Annotated in this window: 22 protein-coding genes; 5 read left to right on the top strand and 17 right to left on the bottom strand. The window is 41.0% G+C overall.

Annotated features, from left to right (window positions below; genetic code table 11):
• Positions 1-32: 32 nt before the first annotated feature.
• From EXE10_RS12720 to EXE10_RS12645, 17 genes are all read right to left on the bottom strand, one after another.
• Complete coding sequence (locus tag EXE10_RS12720; RefSeq protein ID WP_130113614.1) at positions 33-407, bottom strand: head decoration protein; 375 nt, start codon at positions 405-407, stop codon at positions 33-35.
• Positions 408-432: 25 nt separating this feature from the next.
• Entirely contained in the window at positions 433-1,476 is a 1,044-nt protein-coding gene (locus EXE10_RS12715; protein WP_130113613.1) for a peptidase, read from the bottom strand.
• 78 nt (positions 1,477-1,554) lie between these two features.
• Positions 1,555-1,998 carry a hypothetical protein gene (locus EXE10_RS12710; RefSeq protein ID WP_130113612.1) on the bottom strand — a complete coding sequence of 148 codons (444 nt, stop codon included), beginning with the start codon at positions 1,996-1,998 and terminating at the stop codon, positions 1,555-1,557.
• 132 nt (positions 1,999-2,130) lie between these two features.
• Positions 2,131-2,670, bottom strand: a complete 540-nt coding sequence (locus EXE10_RS12705) for a phage virion morphogenesis protein (RefSeq protein ID WP_130113611.1) — start codon at positions 2,668-2,670, stop codon at positions 2,131-2,133.
• A gap of 2 nt (positions 2,671-2,672) precedes the next feature.
• On the bottom strand, positions 2,673-3,809 hold the full coding sequence (locus EXE10_RS12700; protein ID WP_130113610.1) for a phage minor head protein: 1,137 nt from the start codon (positions 3,807-3,809) through the stop codon (positions 2,673-2,675).
• The gene (locus tag EXE10_RS21495; RefSeq protein WP_165383015.1) at positions 3,802-3,966 is read right to left on the bottom strand and encodes a hypothetical protein; all 165 of its coding nucleotides are present in this window, start codon (positions 3,964-3,966) and stop codon (positions 3,802-3,804) included. Before EXE10_RS21495 ends, EXE10_RS12700 begins: the two co-directional genes overlap by 8 nt.
• The gene (locus EXE10_RS12695; RefSeq protein WP_130113609.1) at positions 3,959-5,428 is read right to left on the bottom strand and encodes a DUF935 domain-containing protein; all 1,470 of its coding nucleotides are present in this window, start codon (positions 5,426-5,428) and stop codon (positions 3,959-3,961) included. Before EXE10_RS12695 ends, EXE10_RS21495 begins: the two co-directional genes overlap by 8 nt.
• Entirely contained in the window at positions 5,428-6,777 is a 1,350-nt protein-coding gene (locus EXE10_RS12690; protein WP_130113608.1) for a terminase large subunit domain-containing protein, read from the bottom strand. Before EXE10_RS12690 ends, EXE10_RS12695 begins: the two co-directional genes overlap by 1 nt.
• Complete coding sequence (locus tag EXE10_RS12685; RefSeq protein WP_130113607.1) at positions 6,778-7,344, bottom strand: phage protein Gp27 family protein; 567 nt, start codon at positions 7,342-7,344, stop codon at positions 6,778-6,780.
• Positions 7,345-7,353: 9 nt separating this feature from the next.
• Entirely contained in the window at positions 7,354-7,647 is a 294-nt protein-coding gene (locus EXE10_RS12680; RefSeq protein WP_130113606.1) for an ArsR family transcriptional regulator, read from the bottom strand.
• A 6-nt stretch (positions 7,648-7,653) separates the two neighbouring features.
• Positions 7,654-7,956 carry a DUF2730 family protein gene (locus tag EXE10_RS12675; protein WP_130113605.1) on the bottom strand — a complete coding sequence of 101 codons (303 nt, stop codon included), beginning with the start codon at positions 7,954-7,956 and terminating at the stop codon, positions 7,654-7,656.
• Positions 7,949-8,473: a hypothetical protein gene (locus EXE10_RS12670; protein ID WP_130113604.1), complete on the bottom strand. Its 525-nt coding sequence runs from the start codon at positions 8,471-8,473 to the stop codon at positions 7,949-7,951. Before EXE10_RS12670 ends, EXE10_RS12675 begins: the two co-directional genes overlap by 8 nt.
• Positions 8,470-8,976 (bottom strand): glycoside hydrolase family 108 protein, encoded by a 507-nt coding sequence (locus EXE10_RS12665; RefSeq protein WP_130113603.1) that lies wholly within the window; start codon positions 8,974-8,976, stop codon positions 8,470-8,472. The genes EXE10_RS12670 and EXE10_RS12665 overlap by 4 nt, the downstream gene beginning before the upstream one ends.
• Positions 8,977-9,055: 79 nt before the next feature.
• Positions 9,056-9,421, bottom strand: coding sequence for a Mor transcription activator family protein (locus EXE10_RS12660; RefSeq protein WP_130113602.1), 366 nt, complete (start codon positions 9,419-9,421; stop codon positions 9,056-9,058).
• 74 nt (positions 9,422-9,495) lie between these two features.
• Entirely contained in the window at positions 9,496-10,005 is a 510-nt protein-coding gene (locus EXE10_RS12655; RefSeq protein ID WP_130113601.1) for an Sbal_3080 family lipoprotein, read from the bottom strand.
• Between the two features lie 68 nt (positions 10,006-10,073).
• Positions 10,074-10,607: a hypothetical protein gene (locus EXE10_RS12650; protein ID WP_130113600.1), complete on the bottom strand. Its 534-nt coding sequence runs from the start codon at positions 10,605-10,607 to the stop codon at positions 10,074-10,076.
• A gap of 23 nt (positions 10,608-10,630) precedes the next feature.
• The gene (locus tag EXE10_RS12645) at positions 10,631-11,290 is read right to left on the bottom strand and encodes an XRE family transcriptional regulator (RefSeq protein ID WP_130113599.1); all 660 of its coding nucleotides are present in this window, start codon (positions 11,288-11,290) and stop codon (positions 10,631-10,633) included.
• Between the two features lie 99 nt (positions 11,291-11,389).
• Between EXE10_RS12645 and EXE10_RS12640 the strand changes: the two genes are divergently transcribed.
• The 5 genes from EXE10_RS12640 to EXE10_RS12625 are packed head-to-tail and all read left to right on the top strand — an operon-like array spanning position 11,390 to position 14,707.
• Positions 11,390-11,590, top strand: coding sequence for a DNA-binding protein (locus tag EXE10_RS12640; protein WP_130113598.1), 201 nt, complete (start codon positions 11,390-11,392; stop codon positions 11,588-11,590).
• A gap of 45 nt (positions 11,591-11,635) precedes the next feature.
• Positions 11,636-11,773 carry a hypothetical protein gene (locus EXE10_RS21490; RefSeq protein ID WP_165383014.1) on the top strand — a complete coding sequence of 46 codons (138 nt, stop codon included), beginning with the start codon at positions 11,636-11,638 and terminating at the stop codon, positions 11,771-11,773.
• Positions 11,770-12,063: a helix-turn-helix domain-containing protein gene (locus EXE10_RS12635; protein WP_130113597.1), complete on the top strand. Its 294-nt coding sequence runs from the start codon at positions 11,770-11,772 to the stop codon at positions 12,061-12,063. Before EXE10_RS21490 ends, EXE10_RS12635 begins: the two co-directional genes overlap by 4 nt.
• Before the next feature lie 14 nt (positions 12,064-12,077).
• Positions 12,078-12,965, top strand: coding sequence for a DUF3102 domain-containing protein (locus tag EXE10_RS12630; protein ID WP_130113596.1), 888 nt, complete (start codon positions 12,078-12,080; stop codon positions 12,963-12,965).
• Entirely contained in the window at positions 12,965-14,707 is a 1,743-nt protein-coding gene (locus EXE10_RS12625; protein WP_130113595.1) for an integrase catalytic domain-containing protein, read from the top strand. Before EXE10_RS12630 ends, EXE10_RS12625 begins: the two co-directional genes overlap by 1 nt.
• Positions 14,708-14,710: the final 3 nt, after the last annotated feature.

Raw genomic sequence — 14,710 nt, 5'->3', positions numbered from 1 at the left:
CTGAAAATTAAAAGGGTTAAAGTATTTCAGGCTTAATGTGCGTTTTGCGCAACAATGCCCAAAGCTTCAAGTTCAGCCAAAGCCGTTTTAATTTGTTCATCCGTTGCACCTTCAGGCCAGACCAATTCATTTTTGGCTACTGTTGCACCACGTTTAATAAAAACAGCTTTCTGTGCAGTAGCTGATTCATCAACATTGGTTGCCAATACAGCAGCAGCTTTGTTTAATGGTGCAGCACCTGCAAAATCAATTGGGGTAAATTCACCATCGGCTTTTTGCGCCAGTACCACGCCAATGGCAAGAAATACGGCTGTCGCAGATAAAAGTCCGTTTTGTTTGGTCCAACCTGCTTTTACTTCTACAAGCAGCACATCACCCAAAACTTTTGGTTGGTTATAACTAGGCATGTTTGACTCCTAAAATTGGTCAGAATTAACGTGCTGAACGACTTTCAGCGTCAGCAATCAGTGGGTTTGTAGGATTGTTAATTTTTGGGTCGACCTGTCGTTTCGGGTTGTGTTCACGAAATTCAACGATTTTTGGTAGGTCAGACAACAAGGCTTTTAAGCCTTCAGCAATAGATACTTCACCTTCAGAAAAGCTCACCACTTGTTCAGTTGCTTGTGAAGCGACTAAAAGTGCAATCGCTTTATCTTTAACTTTAGGTGGAAGTTGGCCCGCCTCTACAAGGCTTTCTGCAAAGTCGCTTGCCACGGATTGCTGTTCCGCAATCTTTTGCGCTGTAAGCGTTGCATTAGCCTGTGCCAGTTGCTGTTCAAGTTCAATTTCACGGGCGGTTTTGGTAACTTCAGCATGATCAACGGTAGGCGTTGGATTATCTTTTTGCGGAAGTACAAGTCCGATGTTTTCCGCAAATTCAGCGAAACTTGAGGCAACTTCGGTAGGATTGCGATCAGCATACTCATGCAACGACTCAACCAGCCAATTCGGTACGATTTTGTCCGCATCTTCTAATCCTTTTTCGTCAATTAACCATTCACGGATTTTGCGGAATAGGTCAGCAGCAAGACTGTGTCCCCAATCAGCAAAGTCCACTACGCCATCTTCATTTTCAGCAAATTGAACAGTACCTAGACCTTTTACGGCAGGCGGTTGCGCACCTAAAAAGCCGACATGGCGTAGGTAAAGTTTTCCTGGTGTCGGATTAGCTGGTGAATCGGGCAAATAAAAACTGGCTGAAACTTTGTTATGCTTTCCTGCATTTACACTTTCAGCAAACTCAGCAGGAACTTGTTTTGGATAGGCAAGTAAGTAGCCATCGTCAGAAAGTTCTAAATGATCGACCCAACCCATCGCAGGGTCTTCAGTCTTTGGATGCCCAACAACTAACGGGGCTTCATGTGTTTGTGGGTTATAAGCAGTAACACAAGTTGCCAGCATGTCTCGGGTATAGTCTTTTACAACCCCTTGCACGCTGGTATGTTTGCCGACTTTAAAAATTTTGATTGGTTTCATCTTTTGCTCAAAATAAACCTCTTGAGGCTTGAGCATAAAAAAAGACGCACTTCGCGTCTTTTAAACTAATTTAGAGGTTTAGGTCCTTTCTAATTGCTCTTGAATCAATGAATACGTTTTTCTAAGAATATCCGTGTCGATAGTATATTTTGATGTTTCTTCACGATCAGGATGGAATTTGTTTAATAATGGGTAGTCTTTTTCGTATTCAACAATCACACGGTCATATTGCTCAGCACTAAATTGATCGGCTGTAATGTCTATACAAATTCCATTCAACCGAATCCAAGCATGTGAATTGATGTTGTCATCATCATAATGTTTCCCACAAATATAATCTGGATGATCAAAGCCCAAATTTATAAAATGTGTTGATAGAATGATACTCATATCTCCACAACAGATATTTGGAAAATATTTAAAAGGCGTACACCACTGCGGAATTTTGTTTTCTATAATCAATGTGTCCATTGCTGTTCTAACTTCTGTAGCAATACGTCTGATTTCTTCAATATCTGCCATTTCTAAAATCACCCTCAAAGTTAAACCCTAAAATATATTTATAAACCTTTATAAAGCCAAAAACAGCGACTTTAAGGTTGAGAATGGGTCATTTTAGCTATTACACCTCATGCAGCCCTCAAATCGCATTATTTACGATAGTAGATGATCTTCAGCAATGGCATACAATTCTGTTTCATCTGCAAGAGAAATACCAAGGTACTCACGTGCAGGGATAACCACTTGCTTAACAAAGATGGATTGGTCGCCAACCTTCCAACTTAATGACTTCGCATTTTTCGCCTTGATGGTTGCACCGAATTGATGAGTCGCTGCATAAATCAAATTTGATCCGACTAAAAGCAAGTTGCCACTGATTTGATAATGGATGCTATTCATTAAATTATTGCTTTGCACCAAAGGTTTCTTACTAGCAACACGATTGATGCCTTTAGCATTAAGCTTCCCATCATCATCGCTATGCTTGTTCCCTAAAAGGCTGAGGTAAGTATTTTGACTATTGGCTTGCCACTTGCTGCCATCTGGAGCTGTAGACGTCCTAAAACGGTCTTGGCTGCTGGACGTTAAAAATTCGCCCATATCAGCTAACATCGGATTTGGATTGTCTAAAGTACTTTCAACTTGGTTGAGTATATCCAGTACCATGCCGCTTTTAATTTGATAACTAAACATGCTTAGGCTCCAGACAAGATCGTACCTGATTTCTTTGCTGCATTAATTTCACTGGCACTGGCAGTATTAAAGGATTTTAAGAATAGCCCATCTTTACTTTGTTGAATCTCAGCAATGAATTTGCGTTGACCGAAAACAATATGTAAAAGCAATTGTGTGTTGCTTATACGGACAATCCACTGCGCCTGATCAAACAGGTGCTGTAGATCACCACTCAGTCCCGCAGCAGACTTTGCCATTTGCTGCACAGCATCAGATTGTTTAAATAGGAGTACTTGGCTTTTAACACCGAGCACTTGTTTTTGTGGTGCGGTTAAAACTGCAATTGGATACTGCTCAGATGTACTGATTGCCCGAAGTTTTTTAGCCAAGGTAGACTCAGCTATGCCTGAGTTTTTAATCATATCGACAGCTTCAAACGTATGCTCAATAAAGCGATCAAACACACCATCACTCATATTTTCGGACACAAATGCTTTAGCAATAGGTTCGGGATATTTATCTAAATCAGGATACCAACTTGCACCAGGAGCACTGTCAAAATCATTTCGATCATCATCAAAGCTAGGCAGCTCATCAGGGCCTGTTTTGCCCATAGCTTTGAGTTGGCGTTCATTAATGGCATCTACACCACAGTTACATCCATAGCCATTGGGTGGATAATTCCGTCGCCAAAAAGGATGGGTAGCTAACAAAACTAAGCCATTCCAACGTTGATGTAAAATACGTGGGTGCTCTGTGCTGTTATGGCGATATACCCAATATGGACGTCGTTTTAATACTTCAGAGTCAGTCATTTGCTTATAACGACCCGCAGCATGTGAGGTTCTTAAATTGGTTTGATAAATAACCCGAGCACGCCATGCTTTATAGCCTTCATCTTCATTGCTTAACCAACCATGCTTGGCGAGAATGACATCGAAGCCGTCCTGAAACTGTTTAAAAGACTGGCCATCCGCAATGGCTTGATTGACTGCATTGTGCAGATCATTCAATAAGTCTGCTTTCATTGCTCCAGCAACGACAAAGGCGCGGTCATGCTGACGTGAAGTGATTTCATTATGCGTTTCCGTTGGCAAATTAACTTTCTGACTGAGAAAATCAATCTGCTCTTGGAACTTGAGCTGAAAGTTATTCATTCATTGCCCCACAATCTAAAATAGCTTGTTTGACTCGAACCCAATATGGGTCTGAATAAGAGGCTGAAACCATATATTCATATTCAGCCATTTCCACACTTTCAAACTCTTCAATAATTTTACGGCTTTCAGCCAAGCGTGTATTAATTTCACTCATCTGTAACCTCCGCACGTCCCTGAAATTCAGCTAGGGTCATCGCCAGCTGCATGACTTTCACCATTTCCGATGAATCCATTTCTGAAAATTCAGTCAGTACTGCATCTTGGATATTTTGAAAATCTTTTGCAGATTGCACTACACGACGCAAACGTCCCACCATATCATTCAGTGGATCGGTAGCAGCTTGTTCTAATGTTGGTAGGGTCGCTTCAGCAAAGTTTTGTGGTACATGTTGATACTCAGAAAATGCGACTGAGTTACTTGGCTCTTGAGCTGGCTCTGCCAAATCACCTTCTTGGAAGCCATACTCACGCATGCGGTACTGATTGGTAAAGCGTGTACCAGCTGCATACAGTTTGGAGTCTCGCTCAGCTTGCTCTGTACCACCATTCGAGTCTTCAAAATACTCAAACTGTGGTGAAGGGCCACCCCAGTTGTAATCCACGATCCAGTCAATCAGAAGCTGAAATTGTTCAGTTGTCATTTCACAGTCACCATCGGCAATGTCGGCAGTGACTTCTGAACCTGCGGATGCGCTGGCATGGGTTGCATCGGCTTCCGTGGTTTGGTTTTGCCCAAGCAATGCGATGTTGATTTCAGAGCGGCAGTACATGAGAAATTTCTCATAGATATCTGCCGAAGCAGACTTTCCAGCCGCTTCGATAATCTGAATTTGTGAATTGTCTGGAATAACCGCTACGGCATCTTGCACCATGGCATACAGGTTATTGAGCAAGGTTTCTTGCTTGGCTTCATCGTAATTATTGCCGTATTTACCAATGACCCATGGTGAACCATATTTCTCAGTAAAGCGCACCCAAAACTCTAAACCGCCTTGCATAAATGCGGTTGCCCAAAATACAAGTGCAGCGTCAGGTTCACCATAGGGGTTGTCATAACTGGCATCTTGTGTAGGCACAAGGTATTTTCGGGGTTCAATCAATAAGCCAGCTTGTCCCGCATTTTTATCTTTAAATCGCAAATTATTTTCAGCGTCAAAGAAAAACCAGTCAGGTGGCATGGCCTGAATATCGATTGGTAACCAAGCACCATCTGTGTAAGCCCAATTGATTTCACAAGGTTGATATCCGAAGAATGTTCCATCAAACATTGCACCTGTGATTTTATTGATGGCTAATTTTTTAAAGATGTTATTGATATGCCCAAACACTTGATCTGATGCTTGATCTTGAACGATTCGCCATGCTTTCGCTTTAACTGCTGCTTTACGACGACGCAAGCATCCTTTGACTACAGGGTGGGCTTTGATGTCCTTATAGACTTTAATATCTTTGCCCATTTTTTTTAGGACAATATCTGGATTGGGCAAAACAGCACCCAAGGAGCTAAAACCCGAAACGGTACTGCGAGAGGCAATTTGGCTGATGTTTGGCTGGTTTTTTTTTGCTTCTGAGAATGTGAGGAACTCACCACCAATATATAAACCTTGATTTTTCATCAACGGTATCCTTTTAAAAGTTTGCTTGCAGTGCGTGGACGACCAGTAATAATGGTGTCTGAAATCCAACCACCATCTGTTGCATTCAGTGCAAGGAATCCAGCCCAAGTTCTATCCGCATGCCCAGCACTATCGCTATCCGCTTCAAACCGTGGAGTCCCCGTAGGTCCTAGGATTTTTTTTAACTTGTGTAGATCTGCACGTAAGGCATCATCACCTTGCGGAATACGAATACGACGATCTTGAAAACATTCTTTACCACGGGTTGCCATGGTCAATTTATTTGGACCAGTAAATAAAACACCTTCAACACGATCCGATCCATAACGACGCTGCGCATCCTCAACAGGTTTTTCACCCATACCAGTCTGGTCCATACAACAACGAATCACGCGGTAACGCTGAAAGACTTCATTTAAAAGCATGTCTTGTTCAGCAAAGCTGATCCGTTTACGGGTAATAATTTCTCGTGTCCAAAACACATCACCAACTTGTTCAATCACCCAAATCACAAACAAGTCATTACGAACAGCAATATCAACACCGACATAGCACATGCCGCCTGTGTAATTTTCTGGAATACCCGCCAGTTCATCTTCACAGCTATTAATCAAATCAAAATCAAGCCAAGCAGAGGCAGAGTCTAACCATTTCAGTTCGTACTCTTGTTCCCATAGGTCTTGGTCATTTAAACCTTGGCGTAGTTCTTCAATATTTCGTTCCAGCCCATCTTCAACAGCTTGGTAAATGTCTACGACATGGCGTGACCAGACCGCACTTTCAGCAGTCATAATTTCATAGAATTTATTACCTTTGCCTTTAGGTGTACTCACCACCCGAAGTTTTAAGCCATTCTTAGAAACGACTGGAAATAGTGCACCCCAAATGGCACGGCTATCTTTATGAATGGCAAACTCATCTAGGAATACATTTGCAGAAAAACCTCGCGCAGTATCAGGGTTTGCAGGTAATGCAGTGACTTTACTGCCATGTGGAAGTTCAACTTCTAGGGCACGACAGTCCACATCAAAATCATATTCGTAGGCTTGATAACCCGCTTTCAAGGCATTCAGATGGATTTTTAAGCCTTCATTCATGGCTTCTTTAGCTTGACGTTCACCACGGGAAAGAATTACCCAACGTACACGACGTTTTTCAGCTTCAGCTTTGGCACAGTCAAGTGCAATTTCCAAAGTACTGGTAAAAGTTTTACCACTTTGCCGTGAAAACATCGCTGCTTTAAATCGGGCTTGGTCATTCAACCAACGTTTTTGATAGTCGTAGAGCTTAAGAATCGGTTCGTCAGGGGGTAAAATCAGCTCATCTGGAGGTAAAATAAGTTCACTCATTTAAACCTCCAGACCATAAGCTGCTTTAATGACTTTATTTAATACTGCTCGATCTACTTCACCAGATTTGCCTAGCTCCTCGAGTTTTTCCTTTTGTTCTGCAATCAGCTTTTCTCGTGCAATACGCTCAATTTCTTGGCGTTGTTTTAAAGTCATACCACGGGTCGCAATTACAGCACGTGAAGCACGAGCCAAGGCCCCAACATCATCAATACCGATTTTAGGTTTAAGAGGGTCAAGCCCATCATTTTTTAATTCAGTTAGAACAATATCAGTGGTCAAGGTGGTAATGGCTTGAGTAAGTAATGCACCAGCCTTATCGTCGACATCTTCACCAAATTCAGCGACCAGCACTTCAGCAGCAGCTTGAATTTCACGCATGCGTTTTGCTTCTTCAGCAAAATTTTTCTTTGCGCGTCCTAGGGTAGATCGGCTGGGAATGGTCGCACTAGGAAATTCAGCACGAATTTCATCTAACATTTCATTGAGTGTTAGACGGTCTTCACGCAGTAATTTTTCAACAAACTGACGCTGCTCATCGGGTAATTTCTTAATCGTGTTTGACATAAATCCACCTCATGCAGATGGGCGTTTGATGCCATGAATTCGAGTGCGGTTTTCCACAACATCTTGTCCACGCTCAGTGAGTTTCACAACAACCACAGCTGGACTATCCATTTCAATATCAAGACAATCTTGATCTTTCAACCAGTACAGTTCAGTTTTTACTTGGTCACGGCTAAAGCTCAAGCCATAGTGATTTAACCCACTATGCAGAGTTGAACTGTTTCCACGATAAGACGGCAACTCATTCAACAGGCGAAGCATCACAAGGCGCATCTCTTCTTTTAATTTAGTTTCAAAGTTCATACGACCTCACATTTTTTTCTCAATTAACCAATCTTCAATCCGCTTAACACCGCCATGTACTTTCTCAATGTTGCTATTGGCAGAATTTAATTGGGTTTTAACCGTCTCGATTTGTCCTTCTAAACGCGCAATTTCGAGCTTTGAAGGCATGTCTTTCACTGCACTTTCAAGCTCAGTCACACGTAAGCGAATATCGAGCATTTCTTTTGCAGAGGCACTTTGCTTATTGATAAACCATGTGTATAAACCAAGGGCCGTCATCACCAACCATTGGGTTTCACCAAAACCAATTTTGAAAGTCTCAAACATCCTGATTCTCCGCAGGTGGTAATGCTTTAGGCTTACTTTGGTTGATAAATCGACCTAGCAATAAAGCAATACCGCCAATCACATTGATGGTGGACTGAGTATGTTCGGGCAGAGAGTCAATAAATTCAGGCGGAAGTGATGCATAAAATGCATTAATACCCACGATGGTTGCTGAACCCCAAATCGTTAGCCATTTCCAGCTATCACGCCAGTTAGCCACGATTAAACCTGAGCGTTTCCCACTTTTCCTGATTGGTAAAAATTGGCTTTTGTTTCTCCGAACAACTTCAGCAATTTTTTGTGAATTCTCACGCCAATCAATATCAGAATTATGGACAATCACAGAGGGCTTTGACGCTGGGCCTGCGTTAATTTCAAGCAGAGAGATTTGTTCGCCATATTTGCGTTGCAATGCTTGAATATGGCGTTTATGCATTACTTCTTGTTCTGCTAAGGCCGTATCAATCCGACGCTTCACTTTGACCGACTGGGGAACTTTACGTGTAATTTTTTTCATGGTGTATCTCCAGCGGCATAACGTAAATTGCTTACAACTCGACGACTCCAGCCACGACCAAAAGTATCGAAAGTTTTTAGCTTGCTATAGAACTCAAGACGTTCTGCATTGAATAGAACAAGTACATCATCAAGTGATTTGAGATTGATTGCTTCAAGTGTGAGTTGTCCAACCTTGCCATCATCGGCTACACCTACAGCACGTTGAAGCATGCGGATTGCATTGCCAATGCCATGATTAATGGCTGCATCAAAGAGCTGAAAACCAATTGCAGAGTGATACTGTGCACATTTGGCACGTTCCCAAAATGCTTTACGGTAGATTTCTTTTGCCTGAAGGCGTGTCATTGAACGCATTGCACCGTGGTAACCATTGGCACGGGCTGTTGCGATAGTGACTCCCCAATTTGTTTCTGCACCAGGGTCTTTAGGGTGGTTTACATAGCCACCTTCGTGCCCCATACAACGCTCAAATATCTGGTCGAAACCGAGTTTTTCACCCATAAAAAAGCCCCTAATTAGAATTAATTAAGGGCATTTTCATAGGTAACTTGGTTGGGGTCTTTTAAACTACTTTAAAACTTTAGACCTCGAATAATGAGGGTTGCATTCGGTTGCGCTCTTGTTCTGCCATTCGCTTAACAATCCGATAAATATAAACTTCAGTCAGCTTATATTTTTTAGCAAGTTCTGAATGGTTATAGCCATTGAACTCTTTATAGATTTGAATATCGCGCTCTTCAGCGTGGAAGGTATCATCTTTAATGATGTAAATAGACTGACCACCCCAGTCTTGACTGATCTGGTACATGAGTTCATTTGATATTTGATCCGCAGTACTTGCATCAACGGCTTGTATGTTTTTTAAGAGTCGACAAGCATGGTCACGCAAATCGAGTAACAATGCTTTACCTTGTCTACTTTGTTTCCCCAGTTCCTTTTTAGACATAACATCACCAAAACGTTACCTTTTACGGGCATTATGCTGTTTTTGTAGGCGATGTAAAGCGCTGATATGTTTTATTAATTAAGACTCTCGATTTTCTTAGGCACTAAAATCTGCTCTTGATGCGGTGCAATTAGGGGACTAGATACACTCACATTTTTTCCAGCGAACAGCTCATCAACGACAGGATTCATTTTTGTTTCCACAGATTGCCATTTCATAAGCGACAGACCACCTTTACCTTTAAGCTTATATTCAGCATCGCCTATAGGTTGTCCATTCTTATAAATTTTTAGTTCAGCCCATGACAAATATGTAACTCCATCCCATGAACGACGAGCAGAATATTGCAATTGGTGTGTACATTTTCGTGCTTCATCGGAACTTAGAACTCTTGTTTTTACACCATGATGCTTAATTCGTTTCTCAACCACAGGGACAAAGTCATCAATAGTTACTGCTGGATTTAGAGCAATACAAATTTCATTTATGGCATTCACATCACTTGCAGCAATCGGTTTCACTTGGACACTGGTACATGCTTGTAAACCAAGAAAAACCACTGAACTTAATAGAATTTTTTTCATAATTTCATCCTCAATTTTTGTACTAAAATATTTTTTTAATAATCATGTAAAGTATGCCATCAAAGCTTTTAGCTAAAGTTCTTGCATGTATTTTTAGCATTTGTGGTTGCTTGGGTTGCCCCTAATAATGAGAATTCCATTACGCCATAACCTTTAAAGTTTGCAATTAACGATTTACTATTTTTAATTCTATTTTCAAAGTCTTTTACTTCTGCACTTATGAATAAGAATTGAGAGTCTTCTTCATTCTGCAAAATAGCCTTTACTTCTATCGGCTGATGATCATCAATTTGAAACGATCCAAAAATATTTTTGTGCTCGGCATTTGCAACTGGAGCATCAAGCTTAATAATTAAATCTACAGGCATTAGTCCACAACTTTTAACAGTTGGGTACGTTAACGTAAGAGTGGTATTTTTTCGCACATCTTCTGTTGCCGCTCTTGTCGCAACCACACGGCCCATTGCATCATCAGTAATAGCAAAACTAACCCAATCTTTAGATTTAAGAAAATTTTTTACATTGTCTTCCACATCTACTGCAAAAATATTTTGGCTGTAGATAAGCGCTGAAAATACAAGACCGTAGATCACTTTTTTCATGTTAAGTCTCTGTCATCATTTAATTAATAGAAATTCTTACTTGAATTTACTACTTTACCAATCACATCTACATCTGTTGATTCATCAAGTTTAATAGACATCGGTGGATACAGCTTATTATCAGAAATTAATAACAATGAACCATCAATCTGTCGCTGAATACGCTTTACCCATGTCATTTCACCTGAACGAATAACATAGATATGCCCATCTTGAGGATCTTTTTCAGCAGTATTCGTAAGAATGGGCTCTTTGTCTTCGATGGTTGGACTCATAGAATCACCACGTGTAATAAAGACTTTAAGGTCTTTTACTGAAAACCCACGAGATCTGATCCAATCATTTCGAAAAGCCATAAAACCTGATGGTTGGTTAGGCGCACATAAAACACTGCCGTGACCAGCAGAAATCATCACTTCTTCATGTACTGGAACTAAAGAAAAACCATCTGGCCCTTCACCAAGGTGAGGATTTGGTTCCCTTTTGGTTGGTGTACCAGTAACAATATAACCAATATCTGCACCCGCTGTAGCAATTGCAGCTAAATACCCCGCCTTTGGTTGAGTCAAATCTTTCTCATAGTCGATCTGACTTTTCTTGGTTGTACCTGCCAAATCAGCAAAAGCAGGCTGCGTATATCCAAGACGCTCACGCTCTTCTCTCAATCTTTGCCCAATAGTCACAAAAAACACTCCAAATGTATTGACAGGTAACTTATTAGTTACTATTGTGTGCTTAAAGGTTCTACTTAATACACACAAAGACACACAAAGGTGACTTAAATGAAAGTTAAAACTCCCGAACAAGTCAGACAAGAATTCCTTGCGAGTGGTACTCCAGTTTCTGCTTGGGCAGCTGCAAATAACTTCACTCCGCAAGAAGTCTACAAAGTTTTAAACGGTCAATCTAAAGGGAACTTTGGAAAATCTCACAGAATTGCAGTGGCTTTAGGTCTAAAAAAAGAATCAAAAGTCACTGTTTAGTTACTTTGCACATATTTGCACATTTTCGCACATGGAGCAAGAGCAATGAAAAATGATTTATTTGCAGTAATTTTTATGTGCCTGACTTTTTTTGGTTTTGCAGGTTGGTATATGGCTGAAGCAGATAACGAAATATTACGCCAAGAACTTTCATCTTATACAGGTACTGAGGTGCGTAAATGAGCACAGTTAAATCAGCAGAAAAAGTTCTAAAAGTTCTAAAAGCATTGCGCGGTCATAGCTTACATGGCCTTAGCAACCAAGATTTAGCAAAACAACTAGATGAATCACCGTCACAAATACATCGCGCTTTACAAACTTTGATTTCAGCAGGCTTAGCCAAACAGGAAGAAAACGGTTTATTCACGCTGGGACCTGCATTCATTCAGATTGCAAAAGCACATAACGCTGAAATGGAACGTGCTAAAGCACGTATTGCTGAAATTGAACAACGTACAAACGTTGCATATTAATAATGGTGAGCCGTATGGACTTCGAACAACAAACCACAGAAATAGCAGTTTCTGAACATGCACAAAAACTAGGTGGCTTAGCGATACAGCTTGGTTATCAAGGCTCTCTAACAGTAGGTGCACTTGAAGATGAAATCCGTTTTTATCAACAACGCACTGTTGAAGCCTGCCTCGAGCTTGGTAAACGACTTATATTGTTAAAAGAAATTACTCCGCATGGAGAATTTAAACAACGTACTGAAATGCTCAATATCAATGAACGTACTGCTCGTCGCTTTATGACAACTGCACTTAAGTTTAATAAAACGGACAATTTGTCCGTTTTGAAAGCCGCAGGAAATCAAACAAAATTGCTTGAATTGCTGGTGTTAGATGATGAAGAAATTCAAGAGCTTAGCGATGGTGGCAGCGTAAACAATATCACTTTAGATGATATTGACCGTATGACAGCAAGCGAATTACGCAAGAAACTCCGTGAAGTTAAAGCTGATAATGTTGCAAAAGACCAACTGATTCAGAAGAAAGACAGCAAGATCAATGAACTTGATGCAAATCTTAGCAAAGCCAATAGTCCAGTAGAGATTCAAAAACGCGCTGAATCTGAAGACCAAGGGCTAGAAAAGGCTGCTCTAGAAACCATAAGCACTGAAAGCCTTATGCTTTTAAATGCTGTCATGCGTTATCAAAACGCTATCAATAGTGTATTGGATTTAGCCAATGAAAAAGGTATTCACCAACTCTTTGACCGTATTGACGAGTCAGTAGTTGCATCATATCAACGTATTGCCCAATTTTCACAAAACCTAGGCATTCAAATTGACTTTGAAAATATGGTCACCCCTGAATGGTTATTTCCTCAAGCAGAAGCTGTATCTGAAGCTCCTAACGCAGAGGAAGAATAATCATGTCTCTAAACTTAGCAAAACAAGACTACTTACGTGAAGTTGCGACAAAGCTCTCAAATGCTGAGTTTGGGGCAAAAAAGAACATCGCAGAAACAGCATGCAAACACTTACAGATTAGCAATGCTCAGCTTTACCGCGAACTAGAAACTGTAGGTTACAAGTCTGGGCGTAAACAACGTTCTGACAAAGGCAAAACAGTAGTGACGCAGGAAGTAGCTGAGCTTGTAGGCGGAATGGTGTTGGCAGCAACCAGCAAAACAGGGAAAAAGCGCATGCCGATTAATCTTGCTTTAGAAATTGCAAGTGATAGTGGCAAGGCACCAAAAGTTTCAGCAGCGACCATTAGTCGCGCCATGAAACAGTTCTTTTGCCACCCTACGCAATTGACTACACCATCAGCACACCAGCAACAACGATCATTACACCCAAATCATGTTTGGCAATGTGATGCTTCGATTTGTGTGGTGTTCTATTTACCTAAGTCTGGCGTATGTGTGATGGATGAACGTCAGTTCTACAAAAACAAACCAGGCAACATTAAAAAAATTGAGAAAGAACGTGTGGTTCGCTATGTCATTACTGACCACACATCAGGATCAATCTATTTTGAATATGTATGGGGAGCCGAAAGTAGTGAAAATCTGACCAACATATTTTTAAATGCGATTCAAAAACGTAGCTTGCAAGAACCGCTGCATGGTGTGCCTTTCATCTTTTATGTAGACCAAGGCTCTGCCAATACATCAGGTTTATTCAGAAACTTGCTTGAACGTTTAAATGTCGAATTTATTGCCCATGCAACGCATAACAGCCGTGCAAAAGGTCAAGTTGAGCAAGCGAATAATTTAATCGAAACCCAATATGAATCAACACTCACATTCAAAACGATTAATAGCTTGGATGAGTTGAATGCTGATGCTGCCAAATGGCGCATTATGTTTAACGAAACTAAAGTTCACAGCCGTACTAAACGGACTCGCAACCAAGTTTGGCAAATGATTCGCCCTGAGCAGTTGCGTATTGCTCCTACATTAGAGCTGTGCATGGAGTTAGTGAGCACGGCTCCAATTGAACGGACAGTTAAAGGTGATTTAACGGTTCAACATACGATTAAAGGTTATGGCGAAAACTTCTATAGCGTGAAGCATATTCCAAACATTTATGTCGGTGCAAAAGTCGATGTGGTTGTAAATCCATACCGCGCACCTGACATTGATGTGTTGATGCATAACGAGCAAGGCGAACAAGTTATTTATACCTGTGAGCCAGATCAGTACGACATTTTTGGACAATTGGCAGAATCACCAGCGATTGGTGAAGACATCCAAAGCATGCCTGATAGTCAAATTGATCAATCTCGCAAGCGCATACAGAAACAAGCTTATGGCGCTGATACACAAGCAGAAGTCGACAAGGCAATCAAGAAACGTACTCCAGCGTATCAAGGTCAAATCGACCCGAATGCACATGTGACTAAACATCACGTCCCTGAGTACTTGCCTAAAGCTGGTGAACAAATGACAACAGCCAACCAACGTCGTGAGGTTGCCCCACTTAACTATATTCAAGCAGCCAAAGCCATCAAAGGTTTTGTTGGGGATGCATGGACTGCTGAATATATGAGCATGCTTAAAACGACATATTCAGATGGGAATGTGCCACAAGCTGATATTCAGTTCTGGGTTGACCGAATTCAATCTGCAAGTAAAAAACCGAAATTAAAAGTGGTTGGAGAGTGATCG

The sequence above is a fragment of the Acinetobacter sp. WCHAc060033 genome, assembly GCF_004209125.1.
In the GTDB taxonomy this organism is placed as follows: Bacteria; Pseudomonadota; Gammaproteobacteria; order Pseudomonadales; family Moraxellaceae; genus Acinetobacter; species Acinetobacter wuhouensis.
Note: the sequence above shows the minus strand (reverse complement) of the source record. Positions and strands in the feature narration are given on the sequence as shown.